22 protein-coding genes are annotated in these 22,580 nt (G+C 48.9%); 7 read left to right on the top strand and 15 right to left on the bottom strand.

Features of this window, described 5'->3' with window-relative positions:
* Positions 1 to 109 precede the first annotated feature (109 nt).
* From thrC to ACI0FR_RS04530, 4 genes are all read left to right on the top strand, one after another.
* A complete protein-coding gene (thrC, locus tag ACI0FR_RS04545; protein WP_374829858.1) occupies positions 110 to 1,525 on the top strand; it encodes a threonine synthase in 1,416 nt (471 codons plus the stop codon).
* Complete coding sequence (locus tag ACI0FR_RS04540) at positions 1,522 to 2,814, top strand: M16 family metallopeptidase (RefSeq protein ID WP_374829856.1); 1,293 nt, start codon at positions 1,522 to 1,524, stop codon at positions 2,812 to 2,814. The genes thrC and ACI0FR_RS04540 overlap by 4 nt, the downstream gene beginning before the upstream one ends.
* A gap of 157 nt (positions 2,815 to 2,971) precedes the next feature.
* Positions 2,972 to 3,568, top strand: coding sequence for a GNAT family N-acetyltransferase (locus ACI0FR_RS04535; RefSeq protein WP_374829854.1), 597 nt, complete (start codon positions 2,972 to 2,974; stop codon positions 3,566 to 3,568).
* Positions 3,569 to 3,645: 77 nt separating this feature from the next.
* The gene (locus ACI0FR_RS04530; protein ID WP_404906666.1) at positions 3,646 to 6,552 is read left to right on the top strand and encodes an EAL domain-containing protein; all 2,907 of its coding nucleotides are present in this window, start codon (positions 3,646 to 3,648) and stop codon (positions 6,550 to 6,552) included.
* A gap of 60 nt (positions 6,553 to 6,612) precedes the next feature.
* Here ACI0FR_RS04530 and ACI0FR_RS04525 read toward each other — a convergent pair whose 3' ends face one another.
* Positions 6,613 to 7,209 carry a YqgE/AlgH family protein gene (locus ACI0FR_RS04525; RefSeq protein WP_374830503.1) on the bottom strand — a complete coding sequence of 199 codons (597 nt, stop codon included), beginning with the start codon at positions 7,207 to 7,209 and terminating at the stop codon, positions 6,613 to 6,615.
* A 295-nt stretch (positions 7,210 to 7,504) separates the two neighbouring features.
* On the opposite strand from ACI0FR_RS04525, the gene ACI0FR_RS04520 reads away from it, so the two are divergent.
* On the top strand, positions 7,505 to 7,990 hold the full coding sequence (locus ACI0FR_RS04520) for a peroxiredoxin (protein ID WP_374829852.1): 486 nt from the start codon (positions 7,505 to 7,507) through the stop codon (positions 7,988 to 7,990).
* A gap of 60 nt (positions 7,991 to 8,050) precedes the next feature.
* Here ACI0FR_RS04520 and rnhA read toward each other — a convergent pair whose 3' ends face one another.
* From rnhA to coxB, 11 genes are all read right to left on the bottom strand, one after another.
* Positions 8,051 to 8,521: a ribonuclease HI gene (gene rnhA, locus ACI0FR_RS04515; RefSeq protein ID WP_374829850.1), complete on the bottom strand. Its 471-nt coding sequence runs from the start codon at positions 8,519 to 8,521 to the stop codon at positions 8,051 to 8,053.
* Positions 8,518 to 9,513: a homoserine kinase gene (locus tag ACI0FR_RS04510; protein WP_404906427.1), complete on the bottom strand. Its 996-nt coding sequence runs from the start codon at positions 9,511 to 9,513 to the stop codon at positions 8,518 to 8,520. The genes rnhA and ACI0FR_RS04510 overlap by 4 nt, the downstream gene beginning before the upstream one ends.
* A gap of 45 nt (positions 9,514 to 9,558) precedes the next feature.
* The gene (gene ispH, locus ACI0FR_RS04505; protein WP_374829846.1) at positions 9,559 to 10,578 is read right to left on the bottom strand and encodes a 4-hydroxy-3-methylbut-2-enyl diphosphate reductase; all 1,020 of its coding nucleotides are present in this window, start codon (positions 10,576 to 10,578) and stop codon (positions 9,559 to 9,561) included.
* Positions 10,579 to 10,689: 111 nt separating this feature from the next.
* On the bottom strand, positions 10,690 to 11,466 hold the full coding sequence (locus ACI0FR_RS04500; RefSeq protein ID WP_404906429.1) for an SURF1 family protein: 777 nt from the start codon (positions 11,464 to 11,466) through the stop codon (positions 10,690 to 10,692).
* Positions 11,453 to 11,857 (bottom strand): DUF983 domain-containing protein, encoded by a 405-nt coding sequence (locus tag ACI0FR_RS04495; RefSeq protein ID WP_374829842.1) that lies wholly within the window; start codon positions 11,855 to 11,857, stop codon positions 11,453 to 11,455. The genes ACI0FR_RS04500 and ACI0FR_RS04495 overlap by 14 nt, the downstream gene beginning before the upstream one ends.
* Before the next feature lie 114 nt (positions 11,858 to 11,971).
* Positions 11,972 to 12,853 (bottom strand): cytochrome c oxidase subunit 3, encoded by an 882-nt coding sequence (locus ACI0FR_RS04490; RefSeq protein WP_374829840.1) that lies wholly within the window; start codon positions 12,851 to 12,853, stop codon positions 11,972 to 11,974.
* A gap of 51 nt (positions 12,854 to 12,904) precedes the next feature.
* Positions 12,905 to 13,519, bottom strand: a complete 615-nt coding sequence (locus tag ACI0FR_RS04485) for a cytochrome c oxidase assembly protein (RefSeq protein WP_404906430.1) — start codon at positions 13,517 to 13,519, stop codon at positions 12,905 to 12,907.
* A 23-nt stretch (positions 13,520 to 13,542) separates the two neighbouring features.
* Complete coding sequence (locus ACI0FR_RS04480; protein WP_374829836.1) at positions 13,543 to 13,713, bottom strand: hypothetical protein; 171 nt, start codon at positions 13,711 to 13,713, stop codon at positions 13,543 to 13,545.
* Positions 13,710 to 14,660, bottom strand: coding sequence for a heme o synthase (locus ACI0FR_RS04475; protein WP_374829834.1), 951 nt, complete (start codon positions 14,658 to 14,660; stop codon positions 13,710 to 13,712). The genes ACI0FR_RS04480 and ACI0FR_RS04475 overlap by 4 nt, the downstream gene beginning before the upstream one ends.
* Before the next feature lie 163 nt (positions 14,661 to 14,823).
* Entirely contained in the window at positions 14,824 to 16,476 is a 1,653-nt protein-coding gene (gene ctaD, locus ACI0FR_RS04470) for a cytochrome c oxidase subunit I (protein ID WP_374829832.1), read from the bottom strand.
* A 39-nt stretch (positions 16,477 to 16,515) separates the two neighbouring features.
* The gene (gene coxB / locus ACI0FR_RS04465) at positions 16,516 to 17,403 is read right to left on the bottom strand and encodes a cytochrome c oxidase subunit II (RefSeq protein WP_374829831.1); all 888 of its coding nucleotides are present in this window, start codon (positions 17,401 to 17,403) and stop codon (positions 16,516 to 16,518) included.
* A 375-nt stretch (positions 17,404 to 17,778) separates the two neighbouring features.
* On the opposite strand from coxB, the gene ACI0FR_RS04460 reads away from it, so the two are divergent.
* Complete coding sequence (locus ACI0FR_RS04460) at positions 17,779 to 18,360, top strand: invasion associated locus B family protein (protein ID WP_374829827.1); 582 nt, start codon at positions 17,779 to 17,781, stop codon at positions 18,358 to 18,360.
* Between the two features lie 71 nt (positions 18,361 to 18,431).
* On the top strand, positions 18,432 to 19,844 hold the full coding sequence (tldD, locus tag ACI0FR_RS04455) for a metalloprotease TldD (RefSeq protein WP_404906432.1): 1,413 nt from the start codon (positions 18,432 to 18,434) through the stop codon (positions 19,842 to 19,844).
* A gap of 89 nt (positions 19,845 to 19,933) precedes the next feature.
* Here tldD and ACI0FR_RS04450 read toward each other — a convergent pair whose 3' ends face one another.
* The 3 genes from ACI0FR_RS04450 to ACI0FR_RS04440 all read right to left on the bottom strand — a co-directional run bounded on the left by ACI0FR_RS04450 (position 19,934) and on the right by ACI0FR_RS04440 (position 22,579).
* Positions 19,934 to 20,383 carry a GNAT family N-acetyltransferase gene (locus ACI0FR_RS04450; RefSeq protein ID WP_374829823.1) on the bottom strand — a complete coding sequence of 150 codons (450 nt, stop codon included), beginning with the start codon at positions 20,381 to 20,383 and terminating at the stop codon, positions 19,934 to 19,936.
* A gap of 205 nt (positions 20,384 to 20,588) precedes the next feature.
* Positions 20,589 to 21,818: a class I SAM-dependent RNA methyltransferase gene (locus ACI0FR_RS04445; RefSeq protein ID WP_404906433.1), complete on the bottom strand. Its 1,230-nt coding sequence runs from the start codon at positions 21,816 to 21,818 to the stop codon at positions 20,589 to 20,591.
* The gene (locus tag ACI0FR_RS04440) at positions 21,815 to 22,579 is read right to left on the bottom strand and encodes a TlyA family RNA methyltransferase (protein WP_374829819.1); all 765 of its coding nucleotides are present in this window, start codon (positions 22,577 to 22,579) and stop codon (positions 21,815 to 21,817) included. The genes ACI0FR_RS04445 and ACI0FR_RS04440 overlap by 4 nt, the downstream gene beginning before the upstream one ends.
* Position 22,580 lies beyond the last annotated feature (1 nt).

Here is a 22,580-nt window from a genome sequence, read left to right as displayed (position 1 = left end):
TTATGGCTAAGAGCAACCCCTGACGACGTGAGATATACAAATCTCTTTTATGCGGTATCGCAGAAAATAGCAAAACCAAGATGCAATCGGGAACGAAGGCTGTTTTAAAATGAAATATGTAAGTACGCGGGGCGAAGCACCAGTTCTGGGTTTCAGCGATGCATTATTGGCTGGTCTGGCACGCGATGGCGGCCTTTATTTGCCACAGGAATTTCCGCAGTTCAGTGCGGCTGAAATACGTGCACTTCGCGGTAAATCTTATGTGGATATCGCAATCGCCGTACTCACACCTTTTATCGACGGTGAAATTCCGGCTGATGATTTCAGGAAAATGGTTGAAGAAGCCTATGGCACATTCCGGCATGATGCGGTGTGCCCGTTGGTGCAAACAGGCGCAAATGAATTTGTGCTGGAACTTTTCCACGGGCCGACATTAGCTTTTAAAGATGTTGCCATGCAGCTTTTGGCGCGCCTGATGGATTACACATTGGCACAGCGCGGGGAGCGCGCAACAATCGTTGGTGCCACATCCGGCGACACCGGTGGTGCCGCTATTGAAGCCTTTGCCGGACGTGACCGCACCGATATTTTCATTCTGTTCCCGAATGGCCGCGTCTCGCCTGTGCAGCAGCGCCAGATGACCAGCTCAACGGCTTCCAACGTCCATGCCCTTTCCATCAATGGCAATTTTGATGACTGTCAAAACCTCGTCAAAGGCATGTTCAACAATTTGAAATTCCGTGATGCAGTGTCACTTTCCGGCGTCAATTCCATCAACTGGGCGCGTATCATGCCGCAGATCGTGTATTATTTCACGTCTGCGCTTAGTCTTGGCGCACCGGATCGCAGCGTGTCTTTCAGTGTTCCAACCGGTAATTTCGGCGATATTTTTGCAGGCTTTGTTGCCAAGAAAATGGGTCTGCCGATTGACCAGCTTCTCATTGCCACTAATGACAATGACATTCTGGCACGCACTTTGGCGGATGGCTCTTATCAAATGCGTGGCGTTGCACAAACCACATCGCCATCAATGGACATTCAGATTTCATCGAATTTCGAACGTTTGTTGTTTGAAGCACATAATCGTGATGCAGCGGCTGTGCGCTCGATGATGGACAATTTAAAACAATCCGACCAATTTAGCATTGAAGCTAAACCACTGGCACGCATCCGTGCCGAATTTGGTGCCGGCCGTTCAAATGTTGATGAAACAGCCGCTATAATCCAGTCTGTACTGGAAAAAGACAGTTATTTGCTCGATCCGCACTCTGCTATCGGCGTTAAAGTTGCACGCGATCTACGCAAGTCTTCTGCCCCGATGGTCTGCCTTGCAACAGCCCATCCGGCAAAATTCCCTGAAGCAGTAAAATCAGCATCGGGCATTGACCCGGCTCTTCCACACTGGTTAGCTGACCTGATGACTCGAAAAGAAAAATTTACTGTTTTGGATAATGAGCTGAAAACCGTAGAAGATTACGTGTCTGCCCACTCCAGAGCGGCTAAGCAGGGAGCTATCCGCGGATGAGTATAGAAGTTACCCGCCTGTCCAACGGACTGACCATTGCTACGGACACAATGCCACATATTGAAAGTGTGGCATTGGGCATCTGGGTAAAGGCAGGTGCCCGCAACGAAGCAGACAATCGCCACGGCATTGCACATCTTCTGGAACATATGGCCTTTAAAGGCACAGAAAACAGAACAGCATGGCAAATTGCAGCCGATATTGAAAATGTTGGCGGTGAAATCAACGCTGCTACCAGCGTCGAAACCACCTCTTATTATGCACGCGTCATGCGGAACGACATGCCGCTCGCCATTGATATTTTAGCCGATATCATGACCAGTTCCAAATTCGACGAAGACGAGCTGGAGCGTGAAAAACAGGTCATCATGCAGGAAATCGGTGCCGCACATGATACGCCTGATGACATTGTTTTTGACCGTTTTACCGAAACCGCCTATCGCCATCAATCAATCGGCCGCGCTATTTTAGGAACACCCGAAACGGTTGCTGATTTCACATCCGCAGATCTGCGCAGCTATATGAACGAACAATATAGCGCCGACCGTATGGTAGTGACTGCCGCAGGCGGCATTGATCACGATGAATTTGTGCGTGAAGTGGAAAAACGTCTCGGCAATTTCCGCGCTGCCAATACGGCACCTGTGCCAACCATCGCCAATTATGTCGGTGGTGATTTCCGAGAAGACCGTGACCTGATGGATGCACAGCTTCTGCTTGGCTTTGAAGGCCGCGCTTATCATGTGCGCGATTTTTACGCCTCTCAATTGCTTTCCATGGTGCTGGGCGGCGGCATGTCATCACGCCTCTTTCAGGAAGTGCGTGAAAAACGCGGCCTTTGTTATTCAGTATATGCATTCCATTGGGGCTTTTCAGATACTGGTGTTTTCGGCATTCATGCGGCAACAGGCCGTGATGAAATGGTGGAATTGGTGCCTGTCATCATTAATGAATTGCACAAGGTTTCCGATTTTATCGGCATCGAAGAAGTTGACCGCGCCCGTGCGCAATATCGTGCCGGACTGTTGATGGCACAGGAAAGTGCATCCAGCCGCGCCGGACAATTGGCACGACAGTTCATGCTTTATGGCCGCCCTGTAAGCAATCAGGAATTGATGGATCGTCTGTCTCTCATAACCCCTGAACGCCTGATGGATCTGGCCGGTCGTTTGTTTGTTGATACTAAACCTACTATTGCAGCGGTTGGCCCCGTCGGCAAGCTGATGGACTTTGACACGCTTCAAAGCTCTTTGCACAAGCGCGTAAAAAAGCCTCAATTGGCCATTTAACAGAGAGAAATTAAAACCGGCAGCTCAATTCGCATCCTGAATTTTGGAATTTCTTTTAAGTTCAGGAGCCGCGCAAAAAGGCAGTGCTGCCGGTTTTTCATATAACATTTCTTGGAATACTCACAGGCTGTCCCCAAATTATATCTAAGGCTCTTTAATGATTGCACTGCCGTTCATGCGCAACAACAGCCTGAAATTACAAGGTATCAAGGTCTATATCCGCGAGCCGTATTTAAGTGATTATCAGGAATGGAAAGTTTTGCGTGAAAAAAGCAGGGCTTTTTTAACACCTTGGGAGCCGACATGGGCACAGGATGCATTGGAAAAAAGTGCTTTTCGACAGCGTATCCGTTATTATCAGGAAGAAATCAATAAAGGGACGACCTATCCTTTCTTTCTCTTCCGTAATGAAGACCAGCGGCTTGTGGGCGGTATCTCGCTCAATAATATTCGCCGCGGTGTCGGACAAAATGCAATGATCGGTTATTGGAGCGGCGCTCCATATGCGGGAAAAGGCTATATGAGTGAGGCTCTTGCACTGGTTATCCCCTTTGCATTTCAGCATCTTGGCTTGCACAGGCTTGAAGCTGCCTGTATTCCCCATAATATACGCTCAATCAGCCTTCTTGAAAAAGCTGGCTTTCAGAAAGAAGGACATCTCCGCTCTTATCTGAAAATCAACGGAGTTTGGCAGGATCATATTCTTTTGTCCCTGCTTGAAAGCGATAAATACAAAATCGACAACAAGGTGTAAAAACAGTGCAGGCAATTAAAAGCTATAGCAACAAAGCCCTGAAACGGCTGAACTTAATGGCTCGCCTTGCTGCCTTGATGATCACGCTTATTCTTACAAGCATTATCGCCTCACCGGTTTTTGCGGTCGAACCGATCAAGATTTCCAAAAATGATGTCGCGCTTGATCTGACCCGTGCGGTTGAAATCTTCCGCAATCAGGGCGAAAGCGTACAAGTACCAACTGCCCCCGGTCCAGATGGCATTGTACGGCGTATTGAAGTACAGGCAGACGGCAAAGGCCGCTCGTCAGGTGACTGGGCGGCTTTTTCGATTGCCAACCCGACCGACGAGCAGATCGACCGCTTAATTGTTGCGCCGCATTTCCGTCTGGTTAATTCCGGCATTGTCTGGCCTGATCTGGGGTCAAACCGTATAAATTCCATCACACCGAGTGAAGGCTTTGCGCTTGACCGCCAGCCGAGCCCTGATGCCGACGTTTTCCGCATTACGCTCAACCCCGGTACAGTTGTAACATTTGTTGCAGAACTAGCCTCAACCAATCTGCCGCAGGTTTATCTCTGGGAGCCTGATGCCTATAAAGACACCGTCAACTCTTACACGCTTTATCGCGGTATTCTGCTTGGCATTTCCGGTCTTTTAGCTCTGTTTTTAACCATTTTGTTTGTGGTCAAAGGAACATCCCTCTTTCCGGCAACCGCAGCCCTTGCATGGGCAGTGCTCGCTTATATCTGTGTCGATTTCGGCTTTTGGACAAAGCTGATTGCCATTACACCCGGCAATGAACAGGTATGGCGTGCCGGCACAGAGGTGGCTCTTGCCGCATCGCTCGTCATTTTTCTTTTCACCTATCTCAACCTCAATCGCTGGCATGATCATTTCAGCTATGGTGCGGTGACATGGGTTCTCGGCTTGCTGGCTCTTTCCGGTGTGGCGATTTTTGATCCGCCGATTGCCTCCGGTATTGCACGAATTTCGCTGGCGCTCACCGTTGTCAGTGGTATCTGCCTGATCGGCTATCTCGCACTGAAAGGTTATGATCGTGCAATCATGCTTATACCAGCATGGTTATTGATCCTGATCTGGCTCATCGGTGGATGGATGACAGTCACCGGCGTTGTCGACAATGATATTGTACAGCCAGCGCTTGGTGGTGGTTTGGTGCTGATCGTATTGCTCATCGGCTTTACGGTTATGCAACATGCTTTTGCTGGTGGTGCGATGCAGCTTGGTCTGCTCTCCGATATGGAACGCCAAGCACTCGCAGTCATTGGTGCCGGCGACATTGTCTGGGATTGGGATGTACCGCGTGACCGTGTGACGACCACGCCGGATATTGCGCATTATTTAGGCAGCAGTGCCAGCTCGCTGCAAAGTGCGGTACGCAATTGGTTGCCGGTGATGCATGGTGATGATCGTGACCGTTTCCGCTCCACATTGGATGCGCTTCTTGAAAACCGCCGCGGCAAAATCAGTCAAGTGTTTCGACTGCGTGCCAATGACGGCCATTATCACTGGTATTCACTGCGCGCGCGCCCTGTTATCGGCCTTGATGGCGAAGTCGTGCGCTGCGTGGGTACACTCGTCAATGTTACCGAACAGAAAAAGGCCGAAGAGCGCCTGCTTCATGATGCGGTCCATGATAATCTCACCGGTCTGCCAAATCGTGAATTGTTTCTGGATCGCTTAAATAGCGTGATGAATATGGCGCAGGAAGAAGTCCGCTTCCGCCCGACTGTTTTCATCATCAATATCGACCGTTTTAAACAGGTCAATGACAGTCTTGGTATGTCCGCTGGTGACACTATCCTGCTCACCATTTCGCGTCGTCTGTTCCGCCTGCTCAAGCCGCAAGATACTTTATCACGCCTCTCCTCAGACCAGTTTGGCTTGCTGCTGGCATCCGAGAGTGATCCGGCACGTATTGCAGCTTTTGCAGAGGCTCTACGTCAGGCCATTTGTGCGCCCATTGCCTATGCCAAGCGTGAAATTGTGCTGACGGCTTCGATTGGCCTCATCACATGGACAAAAGCGGCCACAAGTGCTGAAAATTTCGTCAAAGATGCCGAGCTTGCAATGTATCAGGCCAAGCGTTGCGGCGGCGACAAGATCGAACCGTTCCGCCCTGCTCTACGTGAAATTGGCAGCGATAAATTACAACTTGAATCTGATTTGCGCCGTGCTATCGAACGCGAGGAAATCAGCCTAGCCTATCAACCGATTGTACGTCTTGCCGATGGCACGATTGCCGGTTTTGAAGCTTTGATGCGCTGGGAGCACCCACGCCGCGGGCCGATCTCACCGTCAGAATTCATTCCAATTGCTGAGAATTCAGGGCTCATCATCCAGCTTGGCATGTTTGCCATGCAAAAGGCGGCTGAAACGCTTTCCGGCTGGCAAGAGCAATTCCCGAAATTTGATCTGTTCATCTCAGTCAACCTGTCCAGCACACAACTCATCCGTCAGGATTTGATCAGTGATGTACGTTCGGTTATCTCACGTATCCACCTCAAACCCGGCAGCCTCAAACTGGAACTGACTGAATCTGTTTTAATGGAAAATCCGGAACAATCCACCCATGTCCTCAACCGTTTGAAGACAATGGGCATCGGTCTGTCGCTGGATGATTTTGGAACCGGCTATTCGTCACTGTCCTATCTGACCCGCTTCCCGTTTGATATTATAAAGATCGACCGTTCATTTGTGATCAGCGATCAGCCGCAGAAAAACACACTGCTTCGCTCCATCGTCAGCATGGCGCATGATCTGGGTCTGGCAGTCGTCACCGAGGGGGTTGAAAATGAGCATGATGCTGAACATCTGGCACAAATCGGTTGTGAATATGTTCAAAGCTTCATGTTCGGCGAGCCGATGTTCATGGAAGAAGCAACGCGTGTTCTGACCGAACAGAGCATGGAAAAACAACAGCCCACAGAAACGGCTGCGAGTGACGAGCTTTCACCACAAGAAACTGAAAAAGCATAATTTATAAAAACCTGACCATTTAATGGTCAGGTTTTTTATTTCAAAAAGTCTTCAAAACATTCATGCCGTTCCAGCGCTGGTGACAAGACGGGAGATATCCACGCCTATCTCCGACAATAAACGTTCATATTGCCTACTGATGTCCCCCTCAAATAACAGCGCATTATTGGCAGGACATGTCAGCCAACCATTTTGTGCAAGCTCGGCCTCCAATTGTCCGGCCGCCCAGCCTGAATAACCAAGTGTCAAGATCGCATGCCGTGGCCCTTTATCATCATAAATAGCACGAACAATATCCACTGTTGCAGTCATGGAGACATCATCTGCTATCGGCATGGTCGAGGATACGTTATAATCACTGGAGTGGATGACAAACCCGCGATTTGTATCGACCGGCCCGCCATTGCGGATAATCAGCTTGCGTTGATGATCGGGTAAAATAATTGCATCTTCTTCTTTGATGATACCAATTTGTTCCAACAAATCTGTAAAATCGATCGGCTGTTGCTGATTAATAATGAACCCCATCGCGCCTTCAGGCGAATGCGCACAAATATAAACAACAGAACGAGCGAAACGCTCATCCACCATATTGGGCATAGCCAGTAAAAACTGGCCATTTAAAAAACCGTCCTCCCGTTCTTCAGCTTTACTAATCTTTACCTCCTGTCTTTCATTACACAACAGGTGAAAATTCAGGCTCGAGATCAACAGATCCAGATATGATACATTATTTTCAATGAAGATAAACTCTGGCTTAATCACGACAAACTGTCAATTTTTTTACCGACAGTTATATGCCTGAAAATATTTCTCAAAAACCAAACCTCAAATAAAATCAAACATAAGTGCCAAAAAGATTTGCAAATATTTTACTTGATCAAGCACCTGAAACTCGACTTACCTATCTATCATTCCTATATATAACAGATCATTCCAAGGGAGACCCAATATGACCATCAAAGTCGGCGACAAATTGCCAAATGCCACCTTTAAAGTGAAAACCAGTGACGGCGTTAAGGATGTCACCACTGATGACGTTTTTAAGGGTAAAAAAGTTGTACTCTTCGCAGTACCGGGTGCCTTTACGCCAACCTGTACACTGAACCATTTGCCGGGCTTCCTCGACAATTATGATGCCATCAAGGCCAGAGGCGTTGATACTGTAGCGGTTACGGCTGTCAATGACGTATTCGTGATGGATGCGTGGGCAAAAAACACCGGTGCGCAGGACAAACTTACTTTCCTCGCGGATGGTAGTGCACAATTTGCCAAGGCTGCCGGTCTTGATATTGATTTTTCCGGTGGCGGCATGGGCACACGCTCCAAACGCTATTCTGCCATTATCGAAGACGGCGTCGTGAAAGTTCTCAATATTGAAGAACAGCCGGGACAGGCCATTACATCTGCTGCTTCCGCACTGCTGGAACAGCTTTAAAAATAAAGGGCAGATCATGGTTGTTATGATCTGCCCTTTTTTCACGTCAATATTGGCTGCTTATTTGACTTTGAGTGATGTAAAAGCAGGCTTATAGGGTTTAAACGGCTCCATTCCGGCACGCGCCAATTCATCCGCACGCTCGTTTTCCGGATGTCCCGCATGGCCTTTAACCCAATGCCATTTGACGTCGTGAGGTTTGCGTACCTCATCCAGCTCCTGCCATAGCTCGGCATTTTTAACCGGCTTTTTGGCGGCTGTCTTCCAGCCATTACGCTTCCAGCCTTCAATCCAGCTGGAAATACCATCACGCACATAAACACTATCTGTATAAAGATCCACGTGACATGGCTGCTTCAAGGCTTTGAGCGCCGAGATTGCCGCCATCAGCTCCATCCGATTATTGGTCGTATCCGCCTCGCCGCCTTTCAGCTCTTTTTCATTGCCGTTCCAGCGCAGCACGACACCCCAGCCCCCCGGCCCCGGATTGCCTGAACACGCACCATCGGTGAAAGCCTGTATTTCTTTCACACATGCTCTCCGCTTGTTGAAACTGCCACATTGGCCAAACCATATTCACTGGCATTAACCACCTGTCGGTGGAAACGCAGTTTGCGCGCATATTCCATCGGGTCTTTTTTAACCACAAATGTACCATCCGGCACTGTCAGCCAGTCATAAAGACGAGTGAGCATAAAACGTAAAGCTGCACCACGCGAAAGCACCGGTAAGGCTTCTGTTTCCGTCACAGACAAAGGCCGCACAGAATTATAACCGCGCAGCAAAGCCGCACCTTTAGTCTGATTATAGGAATGGTCTTTTTCAAAGCACCAAGCGTTCAGACATACAGCCACATCATAAGCCAGAATATCTGTGCAGGCAAAATAGAAATCAATAAAGCCGGACAGCTTATCATTCAGGAAGAAAACATTATCAGGAAACAAGTCGGCATGGATAACGCCGCGCGGCAGATCTTGCGGCCAATTGGCTTCCAGATAGGTTAAATCCGCTTCGGTTTCTTCGATCAGGGACGGCTCAATCTTTTCCGAATGCGCCAAAGATTGCTGCCATAATGGCCGCCAATTATCAACCGTCAGACCGTTTTTACGCTCCATAGTAAAGCTTTGGCCAGCCAAATGCATCTGCGCCAGTCCACCGCCCAATGCCTCGCAATGTTCAACAGCGGGCTTGCGTAACCACATGCCTTCCAAAAAGGTAACAATTGCTGCCGGACGCCCCGCCAATTCGCCAATCATCTCACCATTATTGGCCACCACTGGCTGCGGGCATTCCAGCCCTTTTGCAGCGAGATGTTGCATGAGTTTCAAGAAAAACGGCAACTCCTGCGGGTTAACCCGCTTTTCATAAAGGGTCAGAATGAAAGCGCCGGTTGTAGTATGAAGCAGATAATTGGTGTTTTCGACACCTTCTGCAATGCCTTTATAAGAAGTCAGCGTACCAATATTGTAATCGCTTAAAAAAGCGGCAAGTTCGACTTCATTAATATCCGTGTAAACGGCCATGAATATTCATCCCCTCAGCCAAGCTTGCGCTCAACTGTTATTCTTTTAAATTGCGTTATCACCGTTGACGAATGCCATGTCCTGCACGGTTAAATCAACATCGCGCAGCTGACGGTTCACCAAAAAGTTTTCGGTTTCAACCGTTGTGACGGCAAGTTCAATCTGCACATCAAAACGGGATTTGAACGCTTCGATAATCTCGTTGACAATGATTTCCGGAGCAGATGCGCCAGCCGACAGACCAAGCACAGAAATATTGCCAAGGTCATCCCAATCAATCTCGTCAGCGCGCTGCACCAATAATGATTTTTTAGCGCCAGCGCGTTCGGCCACTTCCACCAAGCGTTTGGAATTGGACGAATTTGGTGCGCCGACGACCAGGAACAAATCACAACCGGTTGCTGCCTCTTTCACCGCTTCCTGACGGTTGGTTGTGGCGTAGCAGATAGATTCGGCAGCAGGCGCCAGCAAGTTCGGAAAGCGCTTTTGCAATTCCGCGACAATACCTGCCGTATCATCTACCGACAATGTGGTCTGTGTCACAAAACCTAAATTATCCGGATCAGTAAATTCGCAAGCCCGGGCGTCTTCTACAGTTTCCACTAATGTGACCGCACCTTCCGGCAGCTGCCCCATCGTTCCGATCACTTCCGGATGTCCGGAATGGCCGATCAGGATTACATGACGACCCTGACGCTCATGACGCATGGCTTGCTTGTGCACTTTGGAAACAAGCGGGCATGTTGCATCCAGATAGAAAAGATTTTTAGCTTCCGCATCAGCCGGCACCGATTGCGGCACGCCATGCGCTGAAAAAACCACCGGCTGTTCACGGTGCTCAATCGGAATTTCATGCAGCTCTTCAACGAAGACAGCACCGCGTGATTGCAAGCCTTCAACCACGTAGCGATTATGCACGATTTCATGACGCACATAGACCGGCGCACCATATTTTTTCAAAGCCAGAATGACGATCTGAATTGCGCGGTCGACACCAGCGCAAAAACCACGCGGGCCACAGAGACGAATTTCCAGTTTCGGGCGCTGTTCCACGTTTATGGACATAATCATGATCTCTTTATTCAAGGCATAACCAACCGTGCTTTGCTGAAACAGCAAAACCCATATATTCAGGAGTTGGGCTTAGTGCCACTAAAAGTCAAGCTTTAAGCTTAATTATGGCGAGGATTTAGAATAGCGCCAACGCCATAAATAAGCACCAACCACCGCTGTCAAAGCCAAAGCCAGCCCATACCATGTGATGGCATATTCCAGATGTTTGTTCGGCAATTCAATATTGGTGACGCCGCCAATCGGCAGAACGCCCGGATTTGGTGTATCATCGGCGTCGATGAAATACGGCACCAATGTTTGCAGATCAGGTACACCGCCTGTTTCAGCCATCACGGCCCAATCTTTCCAGTAGAAAATATTTTGTGCCGGATCATTATCGGGTACAAAACTGGAGGGCTTCGCATCAAGGCGGTCACGCGCCAGCCCTGTAATGGCTACAGGGCCATCAATCTGCCCTTCAAGACGTGTTTGCGGATCTTTACGATCATAAGGAACAAAGCCGCGATTGATCAGCACAAAGCGCCCGTCATCCATTTGTAGGGGCGTATAGACATAAAATCCGGCCTCACCTTTAAATGTCGCCAGAAAATGACGCTCCCCCTCATGCATGAATGTACCAGTGACCATGACCGGTCGATATTCCACACTGCCTGTCTGCTTGAGAATATCTTCCATGGTCATGATTGAAACTGGTGGCTTTTTGATATTCTGCATAATCGTAGCCAGCAGCTCTTCTTTCCAGAACATGCGTTTAACCTGCCAAGTACCAAGGCTCAGCAAAATACTCAAACAAATGAGATAAACAACAATCACGCCCCAAGGAAATTTACGCGTATCGGCTTTGCCGCTTATTGAAACCGGCATCTTACTGTCCATCATTGTTATGGTTGTCATCCAGCTGACCAGAAGCGGCCTTATGCTTGAATTGCAATGTAATCAGCACACCTTTGAGCCAGCGTACCAAAACCAAACTTAAAATGATCGCCAAGGGGATGGAAATAATTAAATGCACCCAAAGTGCAGGCTGGAAATTCGTCTCTAACCAAAGCGCCAAACCAAGCACAATGAACCCAATAATGAGAATAACGAAAACGACTGGCCCGTCACCGGAATCAGCAAAGGAATAATCCTGACCACAGACATGACAAGATTTGGCAACTTGCAAAAAACCACTGAATAGCTTGCCTTCACCGCAATTCGGGCATCGACCCAAAATGCCGGCCTTGATCGGATCAACACCGTTGCTGTCTGAATGATTATGCTCTGTCATGTTCTTCATCTCCCACAGCCTTTTTGCGCTTAATTACTGACTCACGCAAGACTGGTGTATTAAAAAAGGCGGCTTGTGTGCCCACAGCCGCCTTTTTTTAAAATTATTGAAAACTCAGATAATTTGATGGACGACGCCACCCCAGCTTCCCCATACATACATGGTGAAGAACAAGAACAACCAGACTACGTCCACAAAATGCCAGTACCAGGCAGCGGCTTCAAAACCGAAATGGTTCTTACCATCAAAGTCGCCACGGATTGCACGAAACAAGCAAACAGCTAAGAAAATCGTACCAATGAAAACGTGGAAACCATGGAAGCCGGTTGCCATGAAGAAAGTGGCACCATAGATCGAATCTTTAAAAGCAAATGGTGCATAGGCATATTCATAAGCCTGCACAAATGAGAACAACACGCCAAGTGCAACCGTCAGGGCAAGACCTGCAATCATGCCAGTGCGATCTTTCACCAACATCGCATGGTGTGCCCATGTCAAGGTTGTGCCTGAAAGCAGCAGAATAACAGTATTATAAAGCGGCAAATGAAATGGATCCAGAACTTCGATGCCCTTTGGAGGCCAAACACCGCCGGTATAAGCCGTACGTGCGAATTGCTCAGGATCATTCGGGAACAGACTTGCATCAAAAAATGCCCAGAACCAAGCAGCAAAGAACATGACTTCGGAAGCAATGAACATGATCATGCCATAGCGAAGATGGATTGATACCACGCGGGTATGATGTCCTTCTTTACCTTCTTTGATCGTGTCACTCCACCAGCCATACATGCAGTAGAGAACGATGGCGATACCCATGACAAAAAGCCATGGTGTCACCAGATTGATACCAAAGAGATGTAATTCACCGGCATTGAGGTAGCGCATATAAGCAATACCGCCAAGCGCCAGCACAAAGGCACCGACCGAACCGATAAATGGCCACGGACTTGGTGCTATGATATGGTAATCATGATTTTTATGATGGGCGTCAGCCATGTCTCTCCCCAGAGCTCCTCTGAATGCTTACTCGCAAAAGTGAAGCGATCGTTATAATTTCCCTTCACTTTCCAGTTTATCGCCAACCTTGGCCGCCGCAAGTGGCTTAGGCTCGTCAATTGGAAAAAAAGTATAAGAAAGTGTGATTGTTTTTACATCTTTCAGATCGGGATCATTAACAAAATCCGGATCAACGAAGAACAGTACCGGCATTTCCATATCTTCGCCGGCAGCAAGTGTCGTATCGGTAAAGCAGAAACACTCCACCTTGTTGAAATAAGCGCCTGCACGGCCAGGGGTCACGTTAAAAGTCGCACGGCCATAAGTCGGCCCGTCGAATTTATTAATGGCCTCATATTTGACCAAAGTGGTTTCACCGATTTTCAGTTCAACCTCACGCTGAACCGGTTTGAAATCCCATGATAAACCTCCGGCCGTATTGGCATCAAAGCGAACCTTGATCGTTTGATTGAGGATCTTGTCTGAATATTGCTCGACCCGCTGGGTGGTGCCGCCATAGCCAGTCACCTGACAGAAAAGACGATAAAGCGGAACAGATGCATAAGCCGCACCGATCATACAGGCAAAAAAGCTTAGACACGCAAATGCGATAACACGATTGGAAGTTTCCTTCTTCGTATTTTTATCACCCTGCTGAGTGCCCATTCTTCCCTCCCCTTGATCTTCGATTACATCGGCCGGATCAGTGCATTTGCACCAAGCTTAGCCCATGTACCGACATAAACAATAATAACGAACAGTGCCAAAGCGATAGCCAAGCCAACCGAACGGTTACGCTGCGCACGCTTTTGCTTTTCGGTCGGCTTGATCAGTTCAAGCTTCTTGTCGGACGTATTCATGCTATAACTCCAAATCCGACAAGCGCCTTATAAAGCAAAACTTCTGCCAACAATGTTGCAAACAAACCAGCCAAATAAAGCAGCGAAAAACGGAACAGTTTTCGGGCACTTGCAATCATTGTTTCATGCGTCGGTGCCTGCAACAGCTTCCAAGCATAATAAACAAAAATCAGTCCCATAATGGTAGCCACGATACCATAAGTGACACCAGCAAAACCCAACACCCAAGGCAAAACACCAACAGGTGCCATAATCAGCGAATAGCCGACAATCTGACGCTTGGTGGATGCTTCACCTTTTACATTCGGCATCATCGGGATGCGGGCGGCTTCATAATCATTGCTCATGAACAATGACAGCGCCCAGAAATGCGGAGGCGTCCAAAGGAAAATGATCAAAAAGAGCACAATGCTGTCGAGGCTGATGGAACCAGTTGCAGCCGCCCAACCGATCATTGGTGGAAACGCTCCGGATGCACCGCCGATCACGATATTTTGCGGGGTCGAGCGCTTCAGCCACATTGAATAGATCACCACATAAAAGAAAATGGTGAAGGCCAGCAAAGCAGCGGATAACCAGTTGACCAACAAGCCTAATGTGAGCACTGAAAAAACTGAAAGCGTCAGACCGAAAACCAACACCTGTTCGGGCGAGATCAGGCCTGCTGGTATCGGGCGGTTGCGGGTACGCTTCATAATGATGTCGATATCGGCATCATACCACATATTCAAAGCACCCGATGCACCTGCGCCCACAGCAATGCAAAGAATGGTGATTGCAGCAAGCACCGGATTCATATGTCCCGGAGCTGCCATCAGACCAACGAAGCCTGTAAACACAACCAGTGACATCACACGCGGTTTCAACAGCGTGATATAATCCGATGCCATCGCCTCGGAGAGGCGATAATCATTATCGGAAGCTATATTTTTTCCAATCACAGACATTGCTCTCATTCCATCAGGACAATTATGCCCTCTTCATCATCGAAACGCTAACGATCCAATGAATATTTTCGAAAAGCTCAACCGATTTACGAAAACATTCATCTATCTTCGTCGTTGAGTTCCGGACGGCGCATCGCCGCCCGAAAATCTTATTAGTATTCTCTTATTTAATGCGTGGCAACTCTTCCCACTGGTGGAAAGGTGGTGGTGAAGAAAGCTGCCATTCCAGAGTGGTTGCGCCATCGCCCCATGGGTTCGCACCTGCTTCACGCTTCTTCGCAAATGCTTCGAAGACGTTGTAGAGGAAAATCAGAACCGCAAAGCCGGAGATATATGAGCCGTAAGACGACACCATGTTCCAGCCGGTATAAGCATCCGGATAGTCGATATAACGACGTGGCATACCAGCAAGACCAAGAAAGTGCTGCGGGAAGAAGATCAGGTTCACACCGATGAAGGTGAGCCAGAAATGCAGCTTCGCAGTGAACTCGCTATACATATAACCGGTCATTTTAGGGAACCAGTAGTACCAGCCCGCAAAAATTGCGAACACAGCACCTAGCGACAGCACGTAATGGAAGTGTGCAACCACATAATATGTATCGTGCAATGAACGGTCGAGACCAGCATTTGCCAGCTGAACACCGGTCATACCACCAATGGTGAACAGGAAGATAAAGCCGATTGCCCAGAGCATTGGTGCACGGAAGGTGATCGAACCACCCCACATGGTGGCAATCCACGAGAATATCTTGATACCGGTCGGCACCGCGATCACCATGGTTGCGAATACGAAGTAACGCTGGGTGTCGAGCGACAGACCAACAGTATACATATGGTGCGCCCAAACCACGAACCCGACAACACCGATCGCAACCATCGCATAAGCCATCCCCAGATAACCAAAGATAGGCTTACGGGAGAAGGTTGAGATAATGTGACTGACGATACCAAAGCCCGGCAAAATCAGAATATACACTTCAGGATGACCGAAGAACCAGAACAAGTGCTGATAAAGGATCGGGTCACCACCGCCATCGGGTGCAAAGAATGCAGTGTCGAAGTTACGGTCGGTCAGAAGCATGGTGATACCACCTGCCAGAACCGGCAGCGAGAGCAAAAGCAGGAATGCTGTGACCAGCACTGCCCATGCAAAAAGCGGCATTTTATGTAGAGTCATGCCCGGAGCACGCATGTTCAAAATCGTGGTGATGAAGTTAATCGCACCAAGAATGGACGAAGCACCGGAAATATGGATCGCCAGAATTGCGAAGTCTACCGCAGGTCCCGGCTGACCGGATGTTGAAAGCGGCGGATAAAGTGTCCAACCACCACCTGCGCCCCAACCACCGGCAGGTCCCGGCACGAAGAAGGAAATCAACAATAACAGCAATGCCGGTGGCAAAAGCCAGAAGGAGATGTTGTTCATGCGCGGAAACGCCATGTCAGGCGCACCGATCATAAGCGGGATCATCCAGTTGGCGAAACCACCGATAAGTGCAGGCATGACCATGAAGAAGATCATGATCAGCGCATGCATGGAGGTGAACACGTTGAACATGTGCTTACCCGCATCAAGCGCCGCATCACCTTCAACGCCATAAACCATCGCCGCCAGACCATGAAAAATCTGAATGCCGGGTTCCTGCAATTCTGCGCGCATCGCAATAGACAAAGCGCCGCCGATAATGCCTGAGAAAATTGCAAAAATAAGGTACAAAGTACCAATATCTTTGTGGTTGGTCGAATAGACCCAACGCACCCAGCCTTTTGGCTTGTGGTCGTCGTGTATGTCTTGAGCTGCTGTGCCAGCCATGAGATTGCTCCCGTTTCTCAACAGAGGTACTTACCGAAATCAGTTACCGGCAGCCGCCACCTTATTTGTTGCCTGACCACCTTCAACAGCAGCCCTCAGCGCCTTATTGGCTTCGTCCAGATCAGAAGCCGCCGCTGCCAACCAAGTTTCATAATTTTCCTTGGAAACAACACGTACTGCAATCGGCATGAATGCATGATCCTTGCCACAAAGTTCGGAACACTGACCGAAATAGAGACCTTCGCGATCAGCTTTGAACCAAGCCTCGTTCAAGCGCCCCGGCACCGCATCCATTTTCACTCCGAATGCAGGAATTGTCCATGAATGAATAACGTCAGCGGCTGTTACCAGCAAACGAACTGTTTCACCGACCGGCACAACAACTTCATTGTCAACGGCAAGAAGGCGCGGATATTTAGCAACATCTTCTTTTCCGTATTCGGCTCGTTCACTTTCTTTAAGCATCAAAGAATCAAAACTAACCGGATTTTCAACTTGATACTCGTAGCCCCAATACCACTGATAACCAGTCGCTTTGACTGTCAGTGACGGATCATCAGGCGAATATTGTGCCGTCAGAAGCTGGAAAGAAGGAATAGCAATACAAACAAGCGCAATCACCGGACCTGTCGTCCAGATCACTTCAATCATGGTGTTGTGACTTGTTTTGGACGGCACCGGATTGGCACTGGCACGATACTTCAAAATGACCCAGAGGATCAATAAAAGCACCAGTGTTGTCACCGGAATGATGAACCAAAGTGTATATTCTTCAAACCATTTGATCTGCTCCATAATACCGGTAGCAGGTTCTTGGAATCTGTATTCCCAATCGCGCGGCTGTTCTGCCTGCGCAGATATACTGGTCCACAGAAGTGCCAGAACACCAAATGCGGTGCCCGTTGATGTGGCAAAAATCTTTCTCACCAGAATTCTCTCCCGTTGTAGCCTTTTGCAGGCCGGACGCCAGCTATCCCTACAAAAACAACCGCCATCCCCCATTTGGCGTTCAACCACACCTTAACGCACACCGCAAGGAAGGCGAATATCTTATCATGCGGCATTTTTGCGCGCGCCCATGTAATTTAAGGAAAAAACCACTGCAGGATTTTATTCAAAATCTTGTGTATAGCAGTGCAGTTTGTGGTTTTTTCTCACAAATCCGCCGTGTTTTAAACCAATATCAATAAAAATGCGCAACATCTCATTGGAAGTCTTATCATTTCGCCTTATTGAGGATGATAATATATTTTCATGCCGGTACAGCGCGATAGTGCCACGGTGATTCGATCTGGAGCTTCCATGACTGTTCGTAAAATTTCTCAACAATTAGCAATTTTCTCTTTGTGTCTTGGCGGCATTTTGGCCGGCTCAACCAGCATTTCCAGCGCCCAGAACACCGCACAGCAGCAAGCGCCGACAGCCACCGAGCAATCCAGCAGTGCAGGCAATCAAAAAGGCACATTACGTTCCAAGCACGGTGAATGGTCGATCCTTTGCGACACACCGGCTGGCGCGCAAAACGAACAATGCGCCCTCATTCAAAATGTTGTTGCCGCGGACCGTCCTGAACTCGGCCTTTCCGTTGTTGTTTTGAAGACCGCCGATAATAAAGCCCGCATCTTGCGCGTTCTCGCACCTCTTGGTGTGTTGCTGCCAAACGGACTTGGCCTTAATGTTGACGGCAAAGATATCGGCCGCGCTTATTTCGTGCGCTGCTTTGAAGATGGTTGCTATGCAGAAGTCATTCTGGACGATGCTTTGATGAAAACCTTCCGCGCAGGTAAATCTGCAACCTTCATCGTGTTCCAGACACCGGAAGAAGGCATTGGTATTCCTGTTGATTTGAAGGGCTTTGCCGAAGGCTTTGATGCTCTTCCTTAAACGAACGGTTGTTCTTAAGCACTGAAACGCTTACATCCTGCAAATGTGATAAGTTTGCAGGATGTATTTTTATGAAAAGCCTGATTGATAGTTTTGATGCCAATCGCGACGATATTCAGCGGATTTTAAGCCAGACACTGCAAGGCAGCGATGATGGTGAGCTTTATCTGGAATATGGTGAAGCCGAATCATTGGGCTATGATAATGGCCGTTTAAAAACCGGCGCTTTCAATCAGGATCAGGGCTTTGGCCTTCGTGCTGTCGCCGGCGAAGCCATCGGTTATGCCCATGCGGGCGAGTTATCTCTTGCCGCTTTAAAGCGGGCAGCAGATGCAGTTTCTGCCACCACCCACGGCTATGGCGGCCAATATAGTGCCGCACCACTTGGAACCAACCGCCAGCTTTACACCGATGAAAATCCGATCGGCTCCCCAAGTTTTGATGCCAAAGTGCGCTTGTTACAAGAAATTGACGCATATTTGCGCGCCAAAGATCCGAAAGTACGACAGGTTTCGGTCTCTGTTGCAGCCTCTTGGAAACAAGTTGAAATCTTACGTGCCGACGGCCATTTCGTGCGTGATGTACGCCCGATGGTTCGCCTTAACGTGTCGGTTGTTGCGGGTGACGGTGACCGTCAGGAAACTGGCTCTTTCAGCCACGGCGGACGTGCATTGTTCGGTGAGTTTATTGCCACGGATGCATGGCAATATGCGGCTGATGAAGCACTGCGTCAGGCACTGGTCAATCTGGAGGCTGTCCCCGCCCCTGCGGGCACCATGGATATTGTGCTTGCCAATGGCTGGCCGGGTGTGATGCTGCACGAAGCAGTCGGCCACGGCCTGGAAGGTGACTTCAACCGCAAGAAAACATCTGCCTTTGCAGACCTTATGGGACAACAGGTTGCCTCCAAAGGTGTGACGGTTGTTGATGATGGCACAATCATGCAACGCCGTGGCTCGCTGACCATTGATGATGAAGGCACACCGACCAACCGCACCGTGCTGATCGAAGACGGCAAGCTCGTCAATTACATGCAGGATCGCCAAAACGCGCGCCTGATGGGCATGCAACCAACCGGCAATGGTCGACGCGAATCTTATGCCCATGCCCCTATGCCGCGTATGACCAACACCATTATGCTGTCAGGCGACAAAACACCGGAAGAAATCATCGCATCGGTGAAAAACGGTATTTATGCTGTTTCATTCGGGGGTGGTCAGGTGGATATCACGTCGGGTAAATTCGTGTTTGGTTGCACCGAAGCCTACAAGATTGAAAACGGCAAAGTCACTGCGCCGATTAAGGGAGCGATGCTGATAGGCAACGGCCCTGAAGCGATGCAGCGTATTACCATGCTGGGCAATGATTCAAAGCTTGATAATGGCACCGGCAATTGCGGCAAAGGCGGCCAGTGGGTACCTGTCGGTGTTGGTCAGCCGCATTTGCGTATGGATCAGATGACGGTTGGCGGCACGGCTATTTGATTTCTAAAAGGAATATTATTTATAAAATTCAATATATAAGAGCAGTTTTCGATGAAAATGATTCATGAAAACTGCTCTTAATATTTTGGTCAATCTTTGAGCACCATTGTCAACTGTACAAATGGCAAACCATCATCATCCGTTTCATCACGCTGAATGATTTCGAAACCGTATTTCAGATAAAAATTGACGGCTTGCTGATTGCGTTCATAGACCTGCAATTCCAGTTGTTTTTTTAAGTTTTGCGCATGTTGCAAAAGCTTGAGACCAAACCCCTGCCCTTGAAAATCCGGATCTACAAATAAACCGCCAATAAAATTATCAATCAAACCAACAAAGCCCATCACGTGATCGTCACTGACGAGCACCCAGTTTTCCGCTTGCATCAGATAGATATCTTTCATCAGCTGAAGCTGTTCTTCCAACAATTCGTGGCCGAGAAAACCATGGGCGATTTTAGACGCGCGCAACCAAATATCGGCCGAACGCACGACATCATCCGCAATCATTGGGCGGATCAGAATTATTCTTTCTTTCATGAAAGCACCTGAAAATTTAATTATATGCGAAACTCATTACCCAAAAAAGGGCAATACTTATTGTGATTTTGAGCCCTTGGTCAAAATCGAAAATCCGGCAATAAGAACGCTGCGCATAAATCTCCTTCAGTTTAAGAGAGCCAGACACCGCTGGTTACTCATGATTAAAAGCGAAATCGTCGTTTAAGTCAATGAAACGCCAACCTTATTTCTTGGTCAACAGAGCAACGGTTTCCACATGCGATGACCACAGAAACTGATCGACCGGCACGATCTTGTCGATCTTGTACCCACCCTTGACCAGAATGGATAAGTCACGCGCCAATGTCACTGGATTGCACGAAACTGCTGCGACTTTGGCAACCTTAGACTTTGCCAGTTCTTTGGCCTGTTCTTCGGCACCAGCGCGCGGCGGATCAAACACAATGCCCTGATAAGGCGCTAATTCACGCACCAAAAGCGGGCGGCGGAACAAATCACGGCGCTCAACCGTGACCGGCTTCAAACCCTGTACATGGCGAATGCCGCGATCAAGTGCTGCCAAAGCTGGCGCATCATTTTCAATGCAATGGACAGCGTTTTTCTCGGCAATGCGCAATCCAAAAGTACCAACACCGCAGAAAAGGTCGGCCGTTTTTTTAGCCTTGCTCAAATGCTTGGTGACCAGTTCAACCATGGTTTCTTCTGCAGCTTCAGTGGCCTGCAAAAAACTGCCCGACGGAATATTGACCGGTACTTTGCCAAAATGGATAAGCGGCTTTTTCGGCTCGACGATAATTTCACCATCCGATGCAAGCCGCGCAAAACCGTGACTGACTACATAATCAGTCAGTGCCATACGGGTTTTATCATCAGGGGAGCCACAACCTTGCGCTGCGATATCAAGACCAGATGCAGTCACTGTTACTGCCAGTTTGAAAGGCTTGGAACCAGGCGCGATAATCGCTGCCACCCCACGCAAATCCTCCAGGCGATCAGTAATTTCGGGAACTGCCACCACACATTCGGAGATATTGATAATTTCGTGGCTCAAATGGCGATTGAAACCCAACAGCATCGCGCCTTCGGTTTTGCGCGCCGCAAAAACCACTCGACGGCGGCTATAAGGGGCGCAAGCCACCAATGGCTCCGGCTCTACATCAATGCCATAGCCTTTCAAGGCCGCAACAACCAATCCACGCTTCCATGCCTGATAAGGCTCCGCTTCCCAATGTTGCAACGAGCAACCGCCGCAATCTTCAAAATGCTGACATTCTGCCGCTTGACGTTCCGGAGATGCTTCCAGCAAAGCCACTACAGTGCCGCGATTTTTATCACGTGCAATATTGGCTACTTCACCCGCCAGTGTAAAAGGCACGAAAACCTGACCGTCAGCGGTCATGGCAACCCCGTCGCCACCTGCACCTACCGAGCTGATTGTTACACGTGTGCTCATTGGTCTTTTATTCCTGCCAGTAAATATTCTAAATTGCCGTCTCCGCCTTCAATGGGGGAAACACATATTCCAAGTGCGCGCCATCCGGTCTGGATATCCAGCCAATCGCGCAAATTCTCTGCGATGACGGGCCCTTGTGACGGATCGCGCAACAAACCACCTTTGCCGATAGCTTCGCGCCCCGCTTCAAATTGTGGTTTCACCAACAACACGCAAATGGCATTGGGAACCGCTAATTGCAATGCTTGCGGCAGAGCCAGCTTCAAGGATATGAAACTGACATCAGACACCACACAATCAATCGCATGCCCATCCAGATGGCTGAAATCCAAATGACGGGCATTTAAGCCCTCATGGTTGGTCACATTTTTATTACGTACCAGAGTTGAATGCAGCTGGTCATGGCCGACATCAACCGCAACCACATGCGCGGCACCGCGTTCGAGCAAAACTTGGGTAAAGCCACCGGTCGAAGCACCGATATCAAGAGCAAAGCGCCCTTTCACATCAAATTTGAAATGATCCAACCCCGCAATCAGTTTGAGCGCTGCCCGCGAAACATAGCTGCTTGCCGGATCATCAACACTGATCACCGCATTGCGCGCCACCAATGCACCGGGTTTTGCAATCACCTGCCCGTCCACCTGCACAGTTGAACGCGTGACAGCATCGCGCGCACGCGAGCGCGTTGCAAAGAGCTTTCGCTCAACCAATAGCTGATCAAGGCGCAAACGGGCGGCAGGGTCACTTATATCATTCATC

It is taken from the genome of Paenochrobactrum sp. BZR 201-1 (assembly GCF_044987585.2).
GTDB classification, from domain to species: Bacteria; Pseudomonadota; Alphaproteobacteria; order Rhizobiales; family Rhizobiaceae; genus Paenochrobactrum; species Paenochrobactrum pullorum.
The sequence above is the reverse complement of the archived record's forward strand: the minus strand, read 5'-3'. Positions and strand labels throughout refer to the sequence as shown.